Source organism: Streptomyces sp. NPDC058326, from assembly GCF_042879855.1.
Lineage (GTDB): Bacteria > Actinomycetota > Actinomycetes > Streptomycetales > Streptomycetaceae > Streptomyces.
In genome coordinates this window covers 483,092-503,629 of the sequence record NZ_JBHVZO010000005.1, presented here as the reverse complement: position 1 = coordinate 503,629, position 20,538 = coordinate 483,092, and the positions used below count along the sequence as shown (strand labels likewise).

The following is a 20,538-nucleotide window of genomic DNA, read 5'->3' as shown; positions in this document are numbered from 1 at the left end:
CGTCCTGAGGTTCGCGAAGAGCGCGCGGCGGCACACGGCACACGGATGCGGCAGTGGCGGGCGCGCGGGAAGAGGGCGAGATCAGCAGGCGGGGCGACACACGCAGCCCGCATAGCGGACGAGGTCCATATGGACCCTCCGCCACAGGCGCACATCGGTGTCGGTCACGTTCCGGAGTACACCATGCGCGCCGGTGGGAATCAACGCGTGTCCGTCGTGCGGTCAGCTTTTGGCGGACACCTCGGCCACGACCTCGACGTCCGCGTCCGGTCCCGTCTCGCCCTCGGCGTTCGCCGAGCCGCCGCGGGCCGCGTCCGCCGCCGCGTACAGCTCCTCGGGGCGCACCCCGGAGAAGGCGGCGACGAGGTGCCCGTCGGGACGTACGAGCAGGACGGTGTGGGCAGGAGCGCCCGGGTACGCCTCGGTCACCAGGATCTCCGCCTTCGCCGGGAGGCCGCGCACCGCCTCGTCGAGCCGGGGCATCAGCCCCGCGCCCTGCCAGTGGCGCCGGTCCCAGACCTCGGTGCCGGGAGCGACCAGGAGGACCAGGAAGCGGCCCTGACCGAGCCGGTCCCTGAGCCGTACGGTCGTGCCGTCGGGGGCGGTCACCCGGACGTCCTCGACGGGGGCGCCCACCGGCGTGCCCACGGGGGTCAGACCCTCGGTGTACGGAGGCGCGAGGGGGGAGTGCGGGTACGCGGGGGGCGCGCCGAGCGGCCCACGCCCCACATGGCCGTCGGTGAGGAGGGCGTCGTGGCCGCGTGTGGCACCCGGGAGGTACGTCCGCAGCCCACCGCCGCCGCGGAGCACGGGCAGGGACTGGTCCGCCGCGCGCAGCCGGTGGGCGACGGCGGAACGCCGCTCGCTCTGGTAGCTGTCCAGAAGCCGTTCGGAGGCGCCGTGGTGCCAGGTGTGGGCGAGCTTCCAGGCGAGGTTGTCCACGTCCCTGAGCCCCTCGTCGAGGCCCTGGGTGCCGACCGCGCCGAGCAGGTGGGCCGCCTCCCCGGCGAGGAGGACCCGGTCGGCCCGCCAGCGGCGCGCGAGCCGGTGGTGCAGGGTGTGGACGCCGGTGTCGATGAGTTCGTACGGGGGCGTGACGCCGTCGCACCAGCCGGCCAGCGTCTCGCGGATCCGGGCGACGAGCGCGTCCGGGGTGACCAGGTCGCCCCGGGGCGGCAGCAGCCAGTCGATCCGCCACACCCCGTCGGGCAGCGGGCGGGCGGTGATCTCCTCGGGAGCGCCCCGCCACGGGGGCTGACGGTGCAGCAGGGCTTCGCCGGGCCAGGGGAGTTCGGTGCGGAGCGCGGCGACCGCGTGCCGTTCCACCGCCGTACGGCCGGGGAACCGGATCCCGAGCAGCTTGCGTACGGTCGAGCGGGCGCCGTCGCAGCCGACGAGATGGCTGCCGCGCCACCAGGTGCCCGCCGGGCCCCGGGTGTGGGCGACGACCCCGTGCGGGTCCTGCTCGATGGTGTCGAGCCGCGCCTCGGTGACGAGCCGGATCAGTTTCTGGTGGCCGATGGCGTCGCGCAGTCCGCGCGCGAGGGCGTGCTGGGGGATGTGCAGCGGCGCGGCCGGGGCGGAGGGCGCGTCGGGGTCCTCGGACCACTCCTCCGTACCGCCGAGACCGAGGTCGAGTTCGAGGTGGCGCACCAGCTGGCGGCGGCGCATACCGCGCCAGCCGACCCAGCGGACCCCCTCGTCACGGAGGGTGGCGCAGCCGAGCCGCTCGACCATGGCGGCCATGTCGGCGCGGAGGACGACGCTCCGGGCGGGGCGGAGTTCCTCCTTGCCGGAGCCCTCGTCGAGGACGACGCTGGGCACGCCCTGCGCGGCGAGCGCGAGGGAGAGCGCGAGGCCGACAGGGCCCGCGCCCACGATGATCACCGGGTCCACGGCGCGGCTCCTGAAGGCCGGACGGTCATGGGGGCAGCACAGCTGAGTGTGGCACGAGCCCGGTGCTTGATCACAGAACGTATGCAACCCACTGAGGGTGCTTGCGTCAAGCGACGGGGTGGGCGCGGTGCGGCCGACCTGAAGTCGGTGCCGCTCCGGCCCACCCCTGCTGCCTCATGGACCCCGTCGGGGTCAGGCGCCGCTGACCGTCTTCGTCGCCGCTTCGGGGGCTCCCGCCTGGGCGGGGAGCGTCACCTTGGGGGACTTCTTGCCCTGCCGGAGACGCTTCTCCAGACGGGCGGCGAGGTTCGTGAGGATCGCGTTGACGCCGATGTAGATAAGCGCGATGACCGTGAAGGTAGCGATCGTGTTGGCACCGTAGTTGGCCGTGATCTGCCGGTTCTGGCTGAGAAGTTCGCCGAAGCCGAGCAGGGCGCCGCCGAGCGCGGTGTCCTTGACGATCACGACGAGCTGACTGACCAGTGCCGGAAGCATGACAGTCACGGCCTGCGGGAGCAGGACGTACATCATCGTCTGGCCCTTGCGCATGCCGAGCGCCTCGGCCGCGTCGCCCTGGCCCCGGGGGAGCGAGAGCACACCGGCGCGGACGACCTCGGCGATCACCGAGGCGTTGTAGAGCACCAGGCCGGTGACCACCGCGTACAGCGGGCGGAAGTCCGAGCTCACGGATGAGTAGTTCGCGTAGAGGGCGCTCGCGAACATCATCAGGAGCAGCACCGGGATGGCGCGGAAGAACTCCACGACCGCACCGACGGGCACGCGTACCCAGCGGTGGTCCGAGAGCCGGCCGATGCCGAGGAGGGCGCCGAGAGGTAGCGCGATGAGGATGGCGAGTGCGGCGGCCTTGAGGGTCTCGGTCAGGCCGGGCAGCAGATACGTCGTCCAGACGCGGGAGTCGGAGACGAACGGCGTCCACTTCTCGGCGGCCAGCTGATTCTTGTCGGCCAGGGCGGCCAGGACCCACCACGCCACCACGCCGAGGGCGATGAGGAAGACGATCGTGTAGAGGACGTTCCGCTGCTTGGCGCGCGGTCCGGGGGTGTCGTACAGGACGGAGCTCATCGCTTCACCGCCAGACGCTTGGCCGCCCAGCCCAGGAAGAGGCCGGAGGGGAGAGTGAGGACTATGAAGCCGAACGCGAAGATGCCGAAGACCACGAAGAGCGCGTCGGCCTCGTTCTCGATCATCCCCTTCATCAGGAACGCCGCCTCGGCGGCGCCGATGGCCGCCGCGACGGTGGTGTTCTTGGTGAGGGCGATCAGGACGTTGGCGAGCGGATTTATCGCCGCGCGGAACGCCTGCGGGAGCACCACCAGGGTGAGGACCTGGGTGAAGCTCAGGCCCAGCGCTCGGGCGGCCTCGGCCTGGCCGGGCGGCACGGTGTTGATGCCGGAGCGCAGCGCCTCGCAGACGAAGGTGCCGGTGTACGCGACGAGTCCGAGGATCGCGAGCCGGAAGCCGATGGACTCGAAGGTTTCGCCGCCGAGTGTGATCCCGAGAGTCTGGTCGAGGCCGAACGAGCAGGCCACGATGACCACGGTCAGGGGGGTGTTGCGGACGAGGTTGACGTACGAGGTGGCGAAGGCCCGCATCAGCGGGACCGGGCTGACCCGCATGCCGACCAAGGCCGTGCCCCAGATCAGCGAGCCGATGGCCGAGTAGAGGGCGAGCTGCGCCGTCACCCAGAAGGCGCCGAGCAGGTCGTACTGCCCGGAATCAAGAAAGTCGAACACGATGCCCCGCGCTCTCCCCTGGTGGTCGGTCGGTGTGGAGGCCGGTGCGTGGGCAGCGGCCGGTGCCGGTGCGACGGCAGCCCCCGAGCGGGGCGGCCGTCACGGACCGGGCGGGACGGGTCAGCCGGCGATCTTCGGCGCGGGGTCGTTCTTGTAGCCCGACGGGCCGAAGTGCTGCTTGACGAGCTTGTCCCAGCTGCCGTCGGAGACCATCTTCTCCAGGGCCTTGTTGATCTTGCCCTTGAGCTCGGCGTCGCCCTTCTTGAGGCCGATGCCGTAGTTCTCGTCGCTCATGGAGAGGCCCGCGAGCTTGAACTTGCCCTGGTGCTCCTTCTGCGCGGCGTAGCCCGCGAGGATGGAGGCGTCCGTGGTCAGGGCGTCGACGCGCTTGTTCTCCAGGCCGGTCAGGCACTCGGAGTAGCCGCCGAGCTGCTGCAGGTCGGCCTTCGGGGCCAGCTTCTCCTTGACGTTCTGCGCGGAGGTCGAGCCCGTGACCGAGCAGAGCTTCTTGGAGTTGAGGTCCTCGACCTTGGTGATCGAGCTGTCGTCGGCGCGTACCAGCAGGTCCTGGTGGGTCACGAAGTACGGGCCGGCGAAGTCGACCTCCTTGAGGCGCTTCTCGTTGATCGAGTAGCTGGCGACGACGAACGTGACGTCACCGTTCTTGATCAGGTTCTCGCGCTCGGCGCTCGGCGCCTGCTTCCAGTTGATCTTGTCCTCGGCATAGCCGAGCTCCTTGGCGACGTAACGGGCGACATCGACGTCGAAGCCGGCGTACTTGCCGTCCGGGGTCTTCAGGCCCAGGCCGGGCTGGTCGAACTTGATGCCGATGTTGATCTTGTCGCCGTTGCTGCCGGAGTCCGAACCGCCGCCGCAGGCCGTGGCGGTCAGGGCGAGGACGACGGCGGCCGCGGCGGCCGCGGAGGTGGTGCGAAGCTTCATGGAGGAATGTCCCTTTACTAGGCGTGAGTTGGGAAGAATAGGCCCGAACTCGCTCAGTGGTGAAGGATCTTGGAGAGGAAGTCCTTGGCGCGGTCGCTGCGCGGGTTGCTGAAGAACTCCTCGGGCGTCGCCTGTTCGACGATCTTGCCGTCGGCCATGAAGACGACCCGGTTGGCGGCGGAGCGCGCGAAGCCCATCTCGTGGGTGACGACCACCATCGTCATCCCGTCCCGGGCCAGCTGCTGCATGACCTCCAGGACCTCGTTGATCATCTCGGGGTCGAGGGCCGAGGTCGGCTCGTCGAAGAGCATGACCTTCGGGTCCATCGCGAGCGCGCGGGCGATCGCCACGCGCTGCTGCTGACCGCCGGAGAGCTGAGCGGGGTACTTGTCCGCCTGGGTGCCGACGCCGACCCGGTCGAGCAGGGCGCGGGCCTTGGTCTCGGCGGCCTTCTTCTCCGTCTTGCGGACCTTGATCTGCCCCAGCATCACGTTCTCGAGCACCGTCTTGTGCGCGAAGAGGTTGAACGACTGGAACACCATGCCGACGTCCGACCGCAGCCGGGCCAGCTCCTTGCCCTCCGCGGGCAGCGGCTTGCCGTCGATGGTGATGGAGCCGGAGTCGATGCTCTCCAGCCGGTTGATCGTGCGGCACAGCGTCGACTTGCCGGACCCGGAGGGTCCGATGACGACCACGACCTCGCCGCGGCTGATCGTCAGATCGATGTCCTGGAGGACATGCAGTGCGCCGAAGTGCTTGTTCACGCCGGACATGACGACCAGGTCGTCCGCGGCGCGCGGGGTGTCCTCAGGCCTCTTGGACACTGACTGGGACACAGACTCTCCGCTCATCGGGCTCTTGCTCCGTCCTCCTCGGTTGGGGAGGACACTAGAGACCCGATGTGATGACCGTCATCACATCTGAGCGGAAATTGAGCATAACGATCCGGCCGCAATCGGACACAGTGTGTGAAGAGGGCACCTGGGCCGTACCGGCTGCATAACGGAAACACCGGCGTCACGGGGGGACACTTGACTGTGACACCGAAGATCGGTGTTCATGCCCTGGTACCACCTGGTACACAGACTCGTACACAGAGAGCCGCTACCGGCACGTCACCACGGAGGAGGCACGTATGCGACTGCTGCTCGTCGAGGACGACGACCACGTCGCCGCCGCCCTCTCCGCGATCCTCGCCAAGCACGGCTTCACGGTCACGCACGCCCGCAACGGCGAGGAGGCCCTCCAGGCCGTCCTGCCCACCGCACAGGGAGAGCGCCCGTCCTACGGGGTGATCCTGCTCGACCTCGGCCTCCCCGACCAGGACGGCTACCAGGTCTGCGGACGCATCCGGAAGCTCACCACCACCCCGGTGATCATGGTGACCGCGCGCGGCGACGTACGCTCCCGCATTCACGGGCTCAACCTCGGCGCCGACGACTACGTCGTCAAGCCCTACGACCCCGGCGAGCTCCTCGCCCGGATCCACGCCGTCAGCCGGCGCCACTCCGGCGCGGAGGAGACGGCCGGGACGGGCGCCCCCTCCGAGGGCACCCAGCTGCGGCTGGGATCCGTCACCATCGAGCTGCCCACCCGCCGCGTCAGCGTCGACGGCGAGAGCGTCCCCCTCACCCGCAAGGAGTTCGACCTCCTCGCCCTCCTCGCCCAGCGGCCCGGAGTCGTCTTCCGGCGCGAGCAGATCATCAGCGAGGTCTGGCGCACCAGTTGGGAGGGGACCGGCCGCACCCTGGAGGTGCACGTCGCCTCCCTGCGCTCCAAGCTGCGGATGCCCGCCCTCATCGAGACCGTGCGGGGCGTCGGCTACCGCCTGGTCGCCCCGTCCGCGTAGCCGCCGGACGGCCCCTTCGTGCGCACCCGCCTCCTCCCCCTGCTCATCATCCTGATGGCCGGCGTCCTGCTTGCCCTCGGCTTTCCGCTCGCCGCCAGCCTCGCCGCCTCCGAACAGCAGCGGGTCATCGTCGACCGGCTCGACGACGCCGCGCGCTTCGCCGCGCTCGCCCAGTTCGTCAGCGAGACCAACCCCGGCAACGACGAGCGGCAGGCCACCCTCGGCGGCGAACTCGCCAGCTATCACGACGTGTACGGCATCCGCGCCGGGGTCTTCTACCGCAACAACCGCTCCATGGCCGCCGCACCCGAGGACTGGGTCGTCCCGTACGAGGGAGAGGGCCGTCGTGCCTTCCGCGAGGCGCTCCTCGGCCGTCGCAGCCACGATCCCCCCCAGGTGTGGCCCTGGCAGCCCCACGCCAGGCTCACCATCGCCTCCCCGGTCGTCCGTGACGGTGACGTCGTCGCTGTCGTCGTCACCGACTCGCCGACCAGGCAGCTCCGCTCCCGCATCCTGCGCGGCTGGCTGCTGATCTTCGCGGGCGAGTCCGCCGCCATGCTGCTCGCCGTCGGGGCCGCCTTCCGGCTCACCGGCTGGGTCCTGCGGCCGGTCCGCGTCCTAGACTCCGTCACCCACGACATCGCCACCGGACGGATGAACTCCCGCGTCGCCGCGACCGGCGGACCGCCCGAACTGCGGCGGCTCGCGCTCTCGTTCAACGAGATGGCCGACAACGTCGAGGAGGCGCTCGAACAGCAGCGGGCGTTCGTCGCCGACGCCTCCCACCAGCTGCGCAACCCCCTGGCCGCGCTGCTCCTGCGGATCGAGCTCCTCGCCATGGAGCTCCCCGAGGGCAACGAGGAGATCGCCTCCGTACGGACCGAGGGCAAGCGCCTCTCGCAGGTCCTCGACGACCTCCTCGACCTGGCGCTCGCCGAGCACGCGGCGGCCGAGCTCCGGCTCGTCGACGTCGGCGCGCTCACCGCCGAGCGGGTCGAGTCCTGGCGGCCGGTCGCCGAGGACAAGGGCGTCCCGCTCACCGGGGAATGCGGGGCGGTCACGGCCTGGGCGGACCCGGTGGCGCTCTCCAGCGCCCTGGACGCGGTGATCGACAACGCGCTGAAGTTCACGCCGGCGGGCGAGGAGGTCACGGTCACGGTCGTCCCCGACCGGTCGACGGTCGCCGTCGTCGTCGCCGACCACGGGCCCGGCCTCACCGAGGAGGAGCTCGGCCGGGTCGGTGACCGCTTCTGGCGCTCCGGACGCCACCAGAACATCAAGGGCTCGGGGCTCGGCCTGTCCATCACGCGCGTCCTGCTGACGGCGGGCGGCGGAAGCCTCGCGTTCGCCCCGAACGAGCCGCACGGGCTCCGGGTGACGGTCACCGTCCCCCGGCACGCGCCGGACCGGGGGACGGCGCGGTAGGAACCGCTGGGTCCTGCCGACAGGGCCAGGGCACGCCCCAGGGACGTCCTGCCGCTACGGCTTCACCGAGCGGTAGTAGCGCCGGGCGCCGTCGTGGAGGGTCAGGGGTTCCGTGTAGACGGCGGTCCGCAGGTCCACCAGCTGGGCCGGGTGGACCTTGCTGCCGATCCGGTCGCGGCTCCTGATCACCGTACGCGTGAAGCCCTCCACCAGGTCCGCGTCGGCCTCCGCCGTGGTGACCAGGAGGTTCGCCACGGCGAGGGTCTCGATCGGCCGGCCGTCCTGCGCCTTGGCGTACGCGTCGGCGGGGATCGCGGCCGAGCGGTAGTGGCGGGTCGAGTCGCCGACGTCATGGAGCCGGTCCACCAGGGCGGCGTCCAGCGGGAGCAGCCGGACCTCGAAGCGCTCGGACAGCTCCTGCACCGCCTGGGTGGGCAGTCCGCCCGACCAGAAGAACGCGTCGAGCTTTCCCTTCTCCAGGAGGCCGGGCATGGTGTCGATGCCCATCGAGACCGGCTCGATGTCGCGTACGGGGGTGAGACCGGCCGCCGCGAGGACCCGGTCCGCGATCAGCCGTACACCTGACCCGTCCTGGCCGACGCCGACCCGCAGACCGCGCAGGTCCTGGACCCGCTGCAGGGACGAACCCTTGCGCACCACGAGCTGGACGTAGTCGTCGTAGAGACGGGCGCAGCCGCGCAGCCGCTCGAAGCCGGGCCTGCGCTCGCGCTGGTACTGAGCCACCGCGTCGGCCGTGGCGATGGTGAAGTCGGCCTTGCCCGAGGCCACCCGGGCCAGGTTCTGCTGGGAGCCCTCGCTGTCCTCCAGCGTTATCGAGACCTCGGGCAGGTCCTGGGCGAGAGCCTGCTGGAGCAGCTTGCCGTACCGCTGGTAGACGCCGGTGGGGACGCCTGTACTGAAAGTGACCGAGCCGCTCGGCACGGAGGAACCGAAGGGCATCAGCCACCACACCAGCACCCCGCACACCGCGAGCAGCGCGGCCGAGGCCGCGAGGACACGGCGGCGGGCGGCACGGGAGAGGGAGGCGAGCATGCCGCGATCCTGCCAGGTCGCCGCCGTCCCTGGCCAGGGACGGCGGTGTGAGGTGCCCGCGCGGGGCCTGGGACGGTGTCCGTACGCGTCAGTACGAGATGCGGGACGTGCCCGTCCTCGTGCTGGTGACGGGGGTGACGCCGCTGCCGTGTCCTCGTCGGCCTGCGGGGCCAGGGCGAAGGCGGGCCGCGGGGTCGGGTGCGGCGGCCGGGACGCGCCGTCGGGCACATCCGAAAATGATCAGTCCCGAGTGCGCTCCGCCGAAGCGGTGAGCGGCCGCCGGGGTGCGCGTCGCGCCGTGTGTCCTGCCGGGGCGCCGGGGCCCGTGCGGCTAGCGTCGGTCTGCACTCGGTGATCTTGAGGACAGTCCCCTGTCCGCCCCTGGCCCCCCGGCCGAGCTCGCCCACTCGCCTCTGTCCCGAGGGAGACCCCATGCCCATGTCGGCTCCGCCGCCGCCCTCACTCTGCTTCGCGGAGCGCACGAAAACGGAGCGGCACGGGCGCGGGCAGCGCCCGCCACCGCGAGATCCGGGGTGAGGACTCGCCGCAGCTGTCCGCTGCTTGGCCGTCGGCGCGGTCGTCGCCCCGTCCGTATGCGAAGCCCCTCGGCACGCGAGGACGCCGGCACGTGGAGCAGGGGGTGCCCCACACGTGACCGGGCCGACGCGCACACGGGGAGCCTTCCTCCCGAGGGGGCGGCGGCCCTGGCAAGGACCGCTCGCTCCGTACGGAACCCCTCCCGGGCGTGCCCGGGGCCGTGTCTCAGACGCGGGGACGGCCGATGGCTTGCTGGTAGCGGAACAGGCCGGCGGGGTCGTAGCGTCGCTTGACGGCGACGAGGCGGTCGTAGTTGGGGCCGTAGTAGGCGTGTTGCCAGTCGTGCAGGTCCGGGTCGGGGAAGTTGACGTAGGCCGCGCGGGTGGACAGGCGGCGGCAGAGCATGTGGTGGGCGGTGCGGGTCTGTTCCAGGAGGGCGCGTACGTCGGCGGACGGGAGGCCGGGCTGCCAGTGGGTGCCGATGTCGATCACGAAGGTCGCGCGGCGGTGCGGGTAGGCCGTCTCGTCCGGGCGGGGCGCGGCGCTTTCGCCGCCCATGGCGAACAGGGTGATGTAGCCGGTGGCCCGGCCGGGTCCCGGCCGCCAGCCGCGGGTCCAGTCGGCGACGGCGGCCACCGTGTCGGAGGTGGGCCACCGGTCGGGGACGAGGGACTTGGATGCGTAGGCGTCCTTCGCTCCGAGGGGTTCCATGAGGTAGTCCTGCGCGTGCCAGAATCCGCGTTCCTCGATGAGGGTCCGCGTCGGTCGCAGCCGCAGAAGGGGTGTGAACCGGCGGCGCAGGGCGCTCTCGTCGCCGAGCCGCTGCCCGAGGACCCAGAGCGCGGTGGTGCCGTCGCCGGCGTGCTTGAAGCCGATCCGTACGTCGAAGTCGTTGTCGCGGTCGGCGTCGAGGATGTGCCGCAGTTCGCGCATCACCTGGACGCCCGCGTCCAGGGCGAAGGTCAGGTCGAAGACGGTGGCGCGCAGCCGGGCGACGGGCACGGCGTCGAAGACGAAGCCGGTGTTGATGCCGAAGTTGCCGCCGGCCCCGCCCCGGCAGGCCCAGAAGAGGTCGGCGTTCTCGTCGTCGGCCGCGCGTACCAGCGTCCCGTCGGCGAGTACGACCCGGGTCTCCGCGAGCCGGTCGCAGGTCAGACCCCACTTGCGGTCGTTGAACCCGAGCCCGCCACCGAGGGTGAGCCCGGCGACGCCCACTTCCGGGCAGCGCCCACCGGGAAAGTACAGGTTGGCCGCACGGGCCTCGTACACGTCCGAGTTCGTGGCGCCGCCTCCGAGACGCAGCCGGTTCCCTTGAGGGACCACGTCCTTCAGAGCGCGCAGGCCGATCACGAGACCAGGGGTGGTGGAGTAACCCGCGTAGTTGTGGCCGCCGGAGCGAGGGGCGAAGGGCACGCCGTGTTCGGCGCACCACCGGACCGCGGTGGCCACGTCGCCCTCAGTCGCGCAGACGAGGACACCAGCCGGGCGGACGGACGCGTAGCGCTGGTTGTCGGGTGTCGCTCGTGCCGCGTACTCCGCGGCCCCCGGGCGGTAGAGGCCGGCGGCCGGACTGACGCGCCGCCTCAGTTCGCGCCAGGCGGCCGGCTCGACACCCTCACCCGCGAACGGAGGACCGGCGGCGGGGGTGTGGACGGCGGCGGCCGCACCCTCGCCGCCCAGCCCGATCAGGCTCCCGGCGACCGCGACGGCCGCTCCGGTTCGCAGGACGTCTCGTCGGCTGGTCTCCACGGGCGAACCCCTTCGCGGTGAGCTCCAGCAGCGGGCAGCAGACCCGGGCAGAAGCAGCAGGGCCCTGGTTGACGGGCCGGACCCACGATGGAGGCACACCGGGGCGGCCACCCACCGTGACACCGAGCAACGACAGCGATTCACGCGAACGGAGGGAGACGCCCGAGGCCCGTGCCGGGCAGCGACCTGTCTTCCGGCACGGGCCTCAGCGGTGGCCGGCACCGTGCCGGACGATGCCCGGCACCAGGTCCGGGTTTCCGTGCCCCCGGTTCGGTGGCAGCTCGGGCCTGGCATCTTCCGGGAGCACCTACTCTTGAGTCATGACCAACAGCAGCGACCGGAGCCCGTCAGTGGACGTGCAAACAACCAAGAGCTATGAGATCCGGACCTACGGGTGCCAGATGAACGTCCACGACTCCGAGCGGCTCTCCGGTCTGCTGGAAGAGGCGGGTTATGTCAGGGCCCCCAAGGGCTCGGACGGAGACGCCGACGTCGTCGTCTTCAACACCTGCGCGGTCCGCGAGAACGCCGACAACAAGCTGTACGGCAACCTCGGCCGGCTCGCCCCCATGAAGACCGCGCGCCCCGGCATGCAGATCGCCGTCGGCGGCTGTCTCGCCCAGAAGGACCGGGACACGATCGTCACGAAGGCCCCCTGGGTCGACGTCGTCTTCGGCACGCACAACATCGGCAAGCTGCCCGTCCTCCTGGAGCGCGCCCGCGTGCAGGAGGAGGCGCAGATCGAGATCGCCGAATCCCTGGAGGCGTTCCCCTCCACGCTGCCGACCCGCCGCGAGTCCGCGTACGCCGCCTGGGTGTCGATCTCCGTCGGCTGCAACAACACCTGCACCTTCTGCATCGTCCCCGCCCTGCGCGGCAAGGAGGAGGACCGCCGCCCCGGCGACATCCTCGCCGAGATCGAGGCGCTGGTCGCCGAGGGCGTCTCCGAGATCACGCTCCTCGGCCAGAACGTCAACGCGTACGGCTCCGACCTCGGCGACCGGGAGGCGTTCTCCAAGCTGCTGCGCGCCTGCGGGCAGATCGAGGGCCTGGAGCGGGTCCGGTTCACCTCCCCGCACCCCCGCGACTTCACCGACGACGTGATCGCGGCGATGGCCGAGACGCCGAACGTCATGCCGCAGCTGCACATGCCGATGCAGTCCGGCTCGGACTCGATCCTCCGGGCGATGCGCCGCTCGTACCGGCAGGAGCGTTTCCTCGGGATCATCGAGAAGGTCCGCGCGGCCATCCCGCACGCGGCGATCTCCACCGACATCATCGTGGGCTTCCCCGGCGAGACCGAGGAGGACTTCGAGCAGACGATGCACGCCGTCCGCGAGGCCCGCTTCGCGAACGCCTTCACCTTCCAGTACTCCAAGCGCCCCGGGACCCCGGCGGCCGACATGGAGAACCAGATCCCGAAGGAGGTCGTGCAGGAGCGCTACCTGCGGCTCGTCGCCCTCCAGGAGGAGATCTCCTGGGAGGAGAACAAGAAGCAGGTCGGCCGCACCCTCGACGTCATGGTCGCCGAGGGCGAGGGCCGCAAGGACGGCGCCACCGACCGCCTCTCGGGCCGCGCCCCCGACAACCGGCTCGTCCACTTCACCAAGCCGGCGGAGGCCGTCCGCCCCGGTGACGTGGTGACCGTCGAGATCACGTACGCCGCCCCGCACCACCTGCTCGCCGAGGGACCGGTCGCGTCGGTACGCCGTACCCGTGCCGGTGACGCCTGGGAGAAGCGCACCGCCGAGGCCACCGCGAAGCCGGCGGGCGTGCTCCTCGGCCTGCCGAAGATCGGCGTTCCGGAGCCGCTCCCGGCGGCCGAGGCCCCGGCCTGCGGCAGCCACTGACCGGACCGGAGCGGGGGACCACCGGCGCGCGGACAGACACGTCAGCGCGCCGGGGACGCGTCCACACCGGCGGAAAACCCTGACCGGGCTGACGGCCCGGTCCAACGGCCCGGACCGGGCGGGCGGCCCCCCGGCCCGCGCCGAATCCGCCCCGCGAGTAGGGCGGAGGCGGCCGGTCCGCGTGTACGGCGAAGGCAGCCGGTCCGCGTGTGCGGCGAAAGGCGGCCGGTCCGCGAGTGCGCCGTACGCCGACGGGCCCGGTGCGTCAGTGAAGCCGCTCCGTCGGAGTCGCGCAGTAGGCTGCGGATCATGCTTGTCGCCGCAGCAGTCTGCCCCTGCCCGCCGCTCCTCGTGCCCGAGGTCGCGACCGGCGCCGCCCCCGAGCTGGACGCCGCGCGAACGGCCTGCGCGGACGCCGTCGGGCTGCTCGCCGCCGCCCGCCCCGACCGGCTGTACGTCGTGGGGCCCGCGCCCGAGGGCGCGCACGGCGTCTTCCCGGCAGGTTCCGCGGGCTCCTTCGCCGCGTTCGGCGTCGATCTCTCCGTACGCCTTGGCGAGGCCCCGGCCGGGGACCGCCCCGCCGATGGGGAACCGACCGGTGACGTGCCGGGCACTGACCGGCCCCTGCCCGCGTCCCTCGCCGTCGGGGCCTGGCTCCTCGGCCGGGCCGCCTGGGCCGACGCGCCGATCGAGGGCCTGGGGGTCGACGAGTCGGCCACGCCCGACGTCTGCGCCGGGATCGGCCGCGGCCTCGCCGCCTCCGCCGAGCGGGTCGCCCTCCTGGTGATGGGTGACGGCAGCGCCTGCCGGACCGTCAAGGCCCCGGGGTACCTGGACGAGCGGGCCGAGGGCTTCGACGCGCAGGCCGCCCGGGCGCTCGGCGCGGCCGACGTGGCCGCGCTGCTCGCGCTGGACCCGGAGGCCGCGTACGAGCTGAAGGTGGCAGGCCGCGCTCCCTGGCAGGTCCTCGCGGGCGCCGCCGAGGAGGCGGGTCTCGACGGCCGGCTGCTCTTCGAGGACGCGCCGTACGGCGTGGGGTACTTCGTCGCGGCCTGGTCCTGAGGGAACAACGACGGCAGACGGCGGACGGCCGCGGAGCGAGGTGCTCCGCGGCCGTCCGCCGTGCGGAGGGACTGAGGCGTGACGCCGGACGTCAGGCGGCGGGCGGCGGGGTCGTGCCACCACTCCCGGGCGTGCCGGACGTACCGCCGGTCCCGGAGGTACCAGGTGTCCCGCCGGTCCCGGAAGTACCACTGGTTCCGGAGGTACCAGGCGTGCCACCGGTCCCAGGGGCACCCGTGGTGCCGCCGGCCCCGGGGGTGCTGTCGTCCTTGTGACCGATCCGGTCAATGGCGTCCTTCGCCTTGCCCGTGCCGGACTGGATCTTGTCGCTGTACTTGCCCTTGGTCTTCTCGTCGACCAGCTTCGCCGCCTTGTCCAGGCCGTGGTCGATCTTCTCCCCGTGCTGCTGCGCGAGGTCCGCGACCTTTTCCTTGGCCGGGCCGAGCTTGGCCTTCAACGAATCCAGGAGACCCATGGGGCACCTTCCCTCCGCGGACCCCCGTGGGGCCCGAGTTCCGTGTCCTGCCCCCAGGACCCCGGGGGCCTAGCGACGGGCGCCTTCGCCCGCCTCGTTGTCCGCTGCGGCCTCGGCCGACTGCTGCTTCGGGATCTCCACGGCCTCCGTGGCGACCGGTACGGCCACCGCCTCGTCCACGTCGACGCCTTCCGCGTCCTCCGTACCGTCCCTGCTTCCGGCCACCTCCGCGGCCTCGGCCGTGTCCTTCGCCTCCACGGCTCCGGTCGCGGCCTCCGTGGCGTCCGCCCCGGACTCCGCGTCGCCGTCCTCCGCCGGAGCGACGGCCCCGGCTTCCTCCGGCTCCGGCGAGACCGCTGCCACATCCTTCTTCTTACGGCGAAACACTGCAAAAACGCCCATATTCACTCCATAGCGTACTCGGATGGGAGGGGTTCCGTGGCGATCGACGGCCGGAACCTCGCAACAGGCAACGAAGTCGGATGGGGCCCGTCACGTCGCTCATTCGGGGACGGGCCGGGAGGTTTGCGAGACTGGGGCGGTGAGAAGCGCAGCTCCCGCCCCGCGGGTCATCGCCGTCGTCGGCCCCACGGCAGCCGGAAAGTCCGATCTGGGTGTATTCCTGGCTCAGCAACTCGGAGGCGAGGTCGTCAACGCGGACTCGATGCAGCTCTACCGGGGGATGGACATCGGGACCGCCAAACTGACGCCGGAGGAGCGCGGCGGAGTCCCGCACCACCTCCTCGACATCTGGGACGTGACGGAGGCCGCCAGCGTCGCCGAGTACCAGCGGCTCGCTCGCGCCGAGATCGACCGGCTGCTCGCCGCCGGCCGCACCCCCGTCCTCGTCGGCGGCTCCGGTCTGTACGTACGGGGGGCCGTCGACGCCCTGGAGTTCCCCGGCACCGACCCGGCCGTCCGGGCCCGTCTGGAGGCCGAGCTCGAAGAGCGCGGCTCCGGCGCCCTGCACACCAGGCTCGCCGAAGCCGACCCCGAGGCCGCCCGCGCGATCCTGCCCAGCAACGGTCGCCGTATCGTCCGGGCGCTCGAGGTGATCGAGATCACCGGCAAGCCGTTCACCGCCAACCTGCCGGGTCCCGACTCCGTCTACGACACGGTGCAGATCGGCGTCGACGTGGCCCGGCCCGAGCTGGACGAGCGGATCGCCACGCGCGTGGACCGGATGTGGGAGGCCGGCCTCGTCGACGAGGTGCGCGGCCTGGAGGCCCAGGGCCTGCGCGAGGGGCGCACGGCGGCCCGCGCCCTCGGCTACCAGCAGGTCCTCGCCGCGCTGGCGGGGGAGTGCACCGAGGACGACGCGCGCGCGGAGACCGTGCGCGCGACGAAGCGCTTCGCCCGTCGCCAGGACTCGTGGTTCCGCCGCGACCCGCGCGTCCACTGGCTCAGCGGGGCCGCCGATCACCGTGGGGAACTCCCGCGAGAGGCGCTGTCGTTGGTCGAACGAGCGGTTACAGCCTGATCACGTGATGGCATCGGGACGCCCTGCCCGTCATTCCGGCGGTCAGGAGCGTGCCATCATCGAGCATCGATCGACCAAGTGGAGTCCGAGTGGGGAGGGCGCGTGGCGATGGAGGCCGGCCCTCGCGACAGAGAACAGCGCGAAGCGGCGCTCGGTGAGCCGACGGGCGACACCCCGGCGGACCGTCCGACGGACGGCGACCTTCCGGTCGGCACCCCCGGACTGACCCCGGACGGCCCCGACGACGTGGCGGGCACCGCCGTCGAGGTGGACGCCGACGAGGTCGAGGTCGAGCTCCGTCCCCAGCGCCGCCTGCGGATCTGGCAGCTCGCCCCGATCGTGGCTCTCGCCGCCGTCGGCTCGCTGATGTTCGCCTTCCCGCTCGCCTTCGGTTCGGGGGACGGCGGCGCCGTCCTCGCCATGCTCGGGCTGCTCATCAGTTCCTGCGCGGCGGGCTGGGGCATGATGGCCGCCCGCAAGGTCGGCTACACCTGGCCGGGGCTCCCGCAGCGGGGCTCGGGCGAGCGCCCGAACTGGCGGTACCTCGCCCTGTACGTCTCGACGGCCGCGGCCCTGGTCGCCCTCGCGGTCTGGCGCGTCGCCCGCCTCCGCTGACCGGAATCCCGGGCGAGCCCGGCACGGGTACCGAGGGACGACCCGGACACGCCGCCGATCTCCCCGCCCTCGTGCGACCGCCCTGTGGACGACCCGGCCGCCGGTCGGCACCACCCCGTACAGTTGGGCTCGTGACCAGCACGCTGACCTCGCCGCTCCCCTACCTCAAGGGCCACGGCACCGAGAACGACTTCGTGATCGTCCCCGACGCGGAGAACGCCGTCGACCTGTCGCCCGCGGCCGTCGCACGGCTCTGCGACCGGCGTGCCGGCATCGGCGGCGACGGGCTGCTGCACGTCGTGCGCAGCGCCGCCCACCCCGAGGCGCGGCACATGGCCGACGAGGCCGAATGGTTCATGGACTACCGGAACGCCGACGGCTCGGTCGCCGAGATGTGCGGGAACGGGGTGCGGGTCTTCGCCCGCTACCTGGAGCACGCCGGGCACGTCTCCGCGGGTGAGGTGGCCGTCGCCACCCGCGGCGGGGTCAAGCGCGTCCACCTCGACAAGGACGGCTCCGTCACCGTCGCCATGGGCCGCGCGGTCCTCCCCGACGCCGGAGTGACCGTCACCGTCGGCGACCGCAGCTGGCCCGCGCGGAACGTGAACATGGGCAATCCCCACGCCGTCGCCTTCGTCGAGGACCTCGCCCACGCGGGCAACCTGTTCACGGAGCCGCCGTACGAGCCCGCGACGGTCTACCCGGACGGCGTGAACATCGAGTTCGTCGCCGACCGCGGCCCCCGTCACGTGGCCATGCGCGTCCACGAGCGCGGCGCGGCCGAGACCCGCTCCTGCGGCACGGGCGCCTGCGCCGTGGCCGTCGCCACCGCCCGCCGGGACGGCGCCGACCCCGCCGTGAGCGGCACCCCGGTCACGTACACCGTGGACGTGCTCGGCGGGGCCCTGGTGATCACCGAGCACCCCGACGGACGGATCGACATGACGGGCCCCGCCGTGATCGTCGCCTCGGGCACCGTCGACCCCGCGTGGCTCGGCGGAATCGAAGGAAGCGAAGAAATCGAAACAGTCAACGACTGATTTGTCGCTCGAATGGGTGATCCCGTTCACGCTGAGCGAGAGGGCGACTGCGCCACGTGGTGGGGTCGGTAGCATCAAGCACCGGCCCCCCGGGCACGCCTGGCCCGCCCACCGCCGGTCGACGTTGCCGGAGGTGCCCCATGAGCGCAGAGGCCACCAACCCTGTGAGCGCGGCGGAAGCCGCCGTCACCGACACGACCGTCCGCAGACGCGGACGCGCCAGGATCGACCTGCGCCGGCTGGGCCGCGCCGCACTCCTCGGCGCCACCGCCGGACCGGCGCCCCGTGACCGCCTGCCCGACGCCATCAGCCATGTCGCCGAGGCGCACCGCGCCCACCACCCCGAGGCCGACCTCACGGTGCTGCGCCGGGCGTACGTGCTCGCCGAGTCCTCGCACCGCGGCCAGTTCCGCAAGAGCGGCGAGCCGTACATCACCCACCCGCTCGCGGTGACCCTCATCCTCGCCGAACTCGGCGCGGAGACCACGACCTTGACCGCCTCCCTCCTCCACGACACCGTCGAGGACACCGAGGTGACGCTCGATCAGGTGCGCCGGGAGTTCGGCGACGAGGTCGCCTACCTCGTCGACGGCGTCACCAAGGTCGAGAAGATCGACTACGGCGCCGCCGCCGAACCCGAGACCTTCCGCAAGATGCTCGTCGCCACCGGCGACGACGTCCGGGTGATGTCGATCAAGCTCGCCGACCGGCTCCACAACATGCGCACCCTCGGGGTGATGCGGCCCGAGAAACAGGCCAGGATCGCCAAGGTCACCCGCGACGTCCTCATCCCCCTCGCCGAGCGGCTCGGGGTCCAGGCCCTCAAGACCGAGCTGGAGGACCTCGTCTTCGCGATCCTCCACCCCGGGGAGTACGAGACCACCCGTGCGCTCATCGCCGGGAACCCGCACGCCGCCGACGCGCTCGGCGCCGTCGCGGAGCAGGTGTCGGCGGTCCTGCGCGAGGCGGACATCGGGGCCGAAGTCCTGGTCCGGCCACGGCACTTCGTCTCCGTCCACCGGGTCCGCCTCAAGCGCGGCGAACTGCGCGGCTGCGACTTCGGACGGCTTCTCGTCCTGGTCGCCGAGGACGCGGACTGTTACGCGGTCCTCGGCGAGCTCCACACCTGCTTCACCCCGGTGATCTCCGAGTTCAAGGACTTCATCGCGGCCCCCAAGTTCAACCTGTACCAGTCCCTGCACACCGCGATCGCCGCCCCCGACGGCGCCGTCGCCGAGGTCCTCATCCGGACCCACCGGATGCACAAGGTCGCGGAGGCGGGAGTCGTCGCCCTCGGCAATCCGCACGTCGGCCAGGAACCCGCGGGGCAGCCGGCGGGCACCGGTGCGACTGCGTCACCTCTCCCGGGCGACGGGCCCGGCGCGGCCGCACCGTGCGGAACGACCACGGGCGGGCGGCCGGACCCCGCTCCCGGGCCCGGTACGGCTCCTCAGTCCGACACCGCCGACGGGCCAGGGAGCACCGGCGTGTCCCGCACCCCCGAACGGTCCGGCACGACGGACCGCCCCGGACCAGACGGCCCCGGCGGCCGGCCCGGTCCCACCGCTCAGCTGCGCCCCACCACTCGCCGGCGCCCCGCCGCTCAGCCGCTCTCCACGGCACCACAGCGCTCCACCACTCAGCCGGAGCACTCCACCGCTGAACCGGACGCCCCCCCGTCCCCCGCCGAGGACGGTGAGCGTGCGGACCCCACACGCCCCGGCTGGCTCTCCCGGCTCCTCGACTGGCAGCAGTCCGCCCCCGACCCGGACACGTTCTGGACCTCGCTCCGCGCCGACCTCGCCGAGGACGACGAGATCACCGTCTTCCGCGCCGACGGCAGCGCCCCCGGCACGATCAGCCTGCCGGCGGGAGCCAGCTGCGTCGACGCCGCCTACGCACAGCACGGCGAGGCCGCCCACGCCTGCCTCGGCGCGCGCGTCAACGGACGCCTCGCACCGCTGAGCACCGTCCTGCGCGACGGCGACACCGTGCAGCTGCTGCTCGCCCAGGACGCTGTCTCGGGACCGTCCCCCGACTGGCTCGACCACGCCCGCACCCCCGCCGCCCGGATCGCGATCACCGGCTGGCTCCGGGCACACCCCGAGAGCGCCGCGGCCCCCGCCGCCACCACCGGCGCCCGGCCCCAGGTCCACGTCGCGGCCGACCACCGCTCGGGCGCGGAGCTCCACGCCGACCTGAAGGGGGAGCCCCGCGCGTCCGTCCGGCCGGCCGGCTGCTGCACCCCCGTACCGCCGGACGAGATCACCGGCTTCCGGGTACGCGGCGGGTCCGTCACCGTCCACCGGACGGGCTGCGCGGCCGTCGACACCATGCGCAGGCTGGGCCGTGATCCCGTCGCCGTCCGCTGGGGCGACACGGCGCAGGGGAGGGTCACCCTGGTCGCGGAGTCCTTCGGGCGGCCCGGCCTCCTCGCCGACCTCACCGAGGCCATCGCCGTCGCCGGTGCCGCCGTCGTCTCCGCGACAGTCGAGCCCCCCAGCGAACAGCGGGTCCGCCACACGTACACCCTCCACCTGCCCGACGTGGCCCGGCTCGCGGCCCTGATGAGGGCGATGCGGGACGTTCCCGGTGTCTATGACGTGTCACGCGCCCGCCACCGGACGTCACCCCAGCCGCGCAGGCCCTGAGACACCGACGTGCGCCGGCGCGCCTCGCCCACAGCCCCCGGCGCATGGGCGCAGTGCGCGCCCCCCATCCATGACCCCCTTCGGGTGGCGGGCGAGCGCGCCGCCCGGGGGAGCGGGCGACGCCCTGGTAGCCGTAGGGCCAGTCCTCCGGAAAGGCCTG

The 20,538-nt window shown here is 72.4% G+C and carries 18 protein-coding genes; 8 read left to right on the top strand and 10 right to left on the bottom strand.

From position 1 onward, the window contains the following. Window positions 1-81: 81 nt before the first annotated feature. The 6 genes from ACFVYX_RS13635 to ACFVYX_RS13610 form a co-directional block, all read right to left on the bottom strand. Entirely contained in the window at window positions 82-153 is a 72-nt protein-coding gene (locus ACFVYX_RS13635; protein ID WP_324838480.1) for a putative leader peptide, read from the bottom strand. Window positions 154-222: 69 nt separating this feature from the next. Continuing rightward, complete coding sequence (locus ACFVYX_RS13630; RefSeq protein WP_389681504.1) at window positions 223-1,896, bottom strand: FAD-dependent monooxygenase; 1,674 nt, start codon at window positions 1,894-1,896, stop codon at window positions 223-225. Window positions 1,897-2,088: 192 nt separating this feature from the next. Then, window positions 2,089-2,979, bottom strand: a complete 891-nt coding sequence (locus ACFVYX_RS13625) for an amino acid ABC transporter permease (RefSeq protein ID WP_389681503.1) — start codon at window positions 2,977-2,979, stop codon at window positions 2,089-2,091. Then, a complete protein-coding gene (locus ACFVYX_RS13620) occupies window positions 2,976-3,650 on the bottom strand; it encodes an amino acid ABC transporter permease (protein ID WP_389681502.1) in 675 nt (224 codons plus the stop codon). Before ACFVYX_RS13620 ends, ACFVYX_RS13625 begins: the two co-directional genes overlap by 4 nt. 120 nt (window positions 3,651-3,770) lie before the next feature. Next, entirely contained in the window at window positions 3,771-4,592 is an 822-nt protein-coding gene (locus tag ACFVYX_RS13615; RefSeq protein WP_389681501.1) for a glutamate ABC transporter substrate-binding protein, read from the bottom strand. Window positions 4,593-4,645: 53 nt separating this feature from the next. Beyond that, on the bottom strand, window positions 4,646-5,443 hold the full coding sequence (locus tag ACFVYX_RS13610; RefSeq protein ID WP_389681500.1) for an amino acid ABC transporter ATP-binding protein: 798 nt from the start codon (window positions 5,441-5,443) through the stop codon (window positions 4,646-4,648). A 284-nt stretch (window positions 5,444-5,727) separates the two neighbouring features. On the opposite strand from ACFVYX_RS13610, the gene ACFVYX_RS13605 reads away from it, so the two are divergent. Continuing rightward, the gene (locus ACFVYX_RS13605; protein ID WP_389681499.1) at window positions 5,728-6,441 is read left to right on the top strand and encodes a response regulator transcription factor; all 714 of its coding nucleotides are present in this window, start codon (window positions 5,728-5,730) and stop codon (window positions 6,439-6,441) included. Between the two features lie 18 nt (window positions 6,442-6,459). Beyond that, complete coding sequence (locus tag ACFVYX_RS13600; RefSeq protein ID WP_389681498.1) at window positions 6,460-7,866, top strand: ATP-binding protein; 1,407 nt, start codon at window positions 6,460-6,462, stop codon at window positions 7,864-7,866. A gap of 54 nt (window positions 7,867-7,920) precedes the next feature. Here the strand turns inward: ACFVYX_RS13600 and ACFVYX_RS13595 are convergent, their stop codons facing one another. Continuing rightward, window positions 7,921-8,919 (bottom strand): TAXI family TRAP transporter solute-binding subunit, encoded by a 999-nt coding sequence (locus ACFVYX_RS13595; RefSeq protein ID WP_389681497.1) that lies wholly within the window; start codon window positions 8,917-8,919, stop codon window positions 7,921-7,923. Window positions 8,920-9,681: 762 nt separating this feature from the next. Further along, on the bottom strand, window positions 9,682-11,205 hold the full coding sequence (locus ACFVYX_RS13590; RefSeq protein WP_389681496.1) for an FAD-binding oxidoreductase: 1,524 nt from the start codon (window positions 11,203-11,205) through the stop codon (window positions 9,682-9,684). 320 nt (window positions 11,206-11,525) lie between these two features. On the opposite strand from ACFVYX_RS13590, the gene miaB reads away from it, so the two are divergent. Together miaB and ACFVYX_RS13580 are read left to right on the top strand one after the other, a co-directional pair. Beyond that, window positions 11,526-13,055, top strand: a complete 1,530-nt coding sequence (miaB, locus tag ACFVYX_RS13585) for a tRNA (N6-isopentenyl adenosine(37)-C2)-methylthiotransferase MiaB (protein WP_389681495.1) — start codon at window positions 11,526-11,528, stop codon at window positions 13,053-13,055. A gap of 309 nt (window positions 13,056-13,364) precedes the next feature. Beyond that, window positions 13,365-14,117 (top strand): class III extradiol dioxygenase subunit B-like domain-containing protein, encoded by a 753-nt coding sequence (locus ACFVYX_RS13580; protein WP_389681494.1) that lies wholly within the window; start codon window positions 13,365-13,367, stop codon window positions 14,115-14,117. Window positions 14,118-14,208: 91 nt separating this feature from the next. Here ACFVYX_RS13580 and ACFVYX_RS13575 read toward each other — a convergent pair whose 3' ends face one another. Continuing rightward, window positions 14,209-14,592, bottom strand: coding sequence for an antitoxin (locus ACFVYX_RS13575; protein ID WP_389681493.1), 384 nt, complete (start codon window positions 14,590-14,592; stop codon window positions 14,209-14,211). 69 nt (window positions 14,593-14,661) lie between these two features. Next, a complete protein-coding gene (locus tag ACFVYX_RS13570) occupies window positions 14,662-14,955 on the bottom strand; it encodes a hypothetical protein (RefSeq protein WP_389681492.1) in 294 nt (97 codons plus the stop codon). Between the two features lie 178 nt (window positions 14,956-15,133). Here ACFVYX_RS13570 and miaA point away from each other — a divergent pair, with 178 nt between their 5' ends. The 4 genes from miaA (at window position 15,134) to ACFVYX_RS13550 (ending at window position 20,378) form a co-directional block, all read left to right on the top strand. Further along, on the top strand, window positions 15,134-16,072 hold the full coding sequence (gene miaA / locus ACFVYX_RS13565) for a tRNA (adenosine(37)-N6)-dimethylallyltransferase MiaA (RefSeq protein WP_389681491.1): 939 nt from the start codon (window positions 15,134-15,136) through the stop codon (window positions 16,070-16,072). Window positions 16,073-16,180: 108 nt separating this feature from the next. Beyond that, a complete protein-coding gene (locus tag ACFVYX_RS13560; protein ID WP_389681550.1) occupies window positions 16,181-16,687 on the top strand; it encodes a hypothetical protein in 507 nt (168 codons plus the stop codon). 131 nt (window positions 16,688-16,818) lie between these two features. Next, complete coding sequence (dapF, locus tag ACFVYX_RS13555; RefSeq protein WP_389681490.1) at window positions 16,819-17,727, top strand: diaminopimelate epimerase; 909 nt, start codon at window positions 16,819-16,821, stop codon at window positions 17,725-17,727. 140 nt (window positions 17,728-17,867) lie between these two features. Then, the gene (locus ACFVYX_RS13550; RefSeq protein ID WP_389681489.1) at window positions 17,868-20,378 is read left to right on the top strand and encodes an HD domain-containing protein; all 2,511 of its coding nucleotides are present in this window, start codon (window positions 17,868-17,870) and stop codon (window positions 20,376-20,378) included. Window positions 20,379-20,538: the final 160 nt, after the last annotated feature.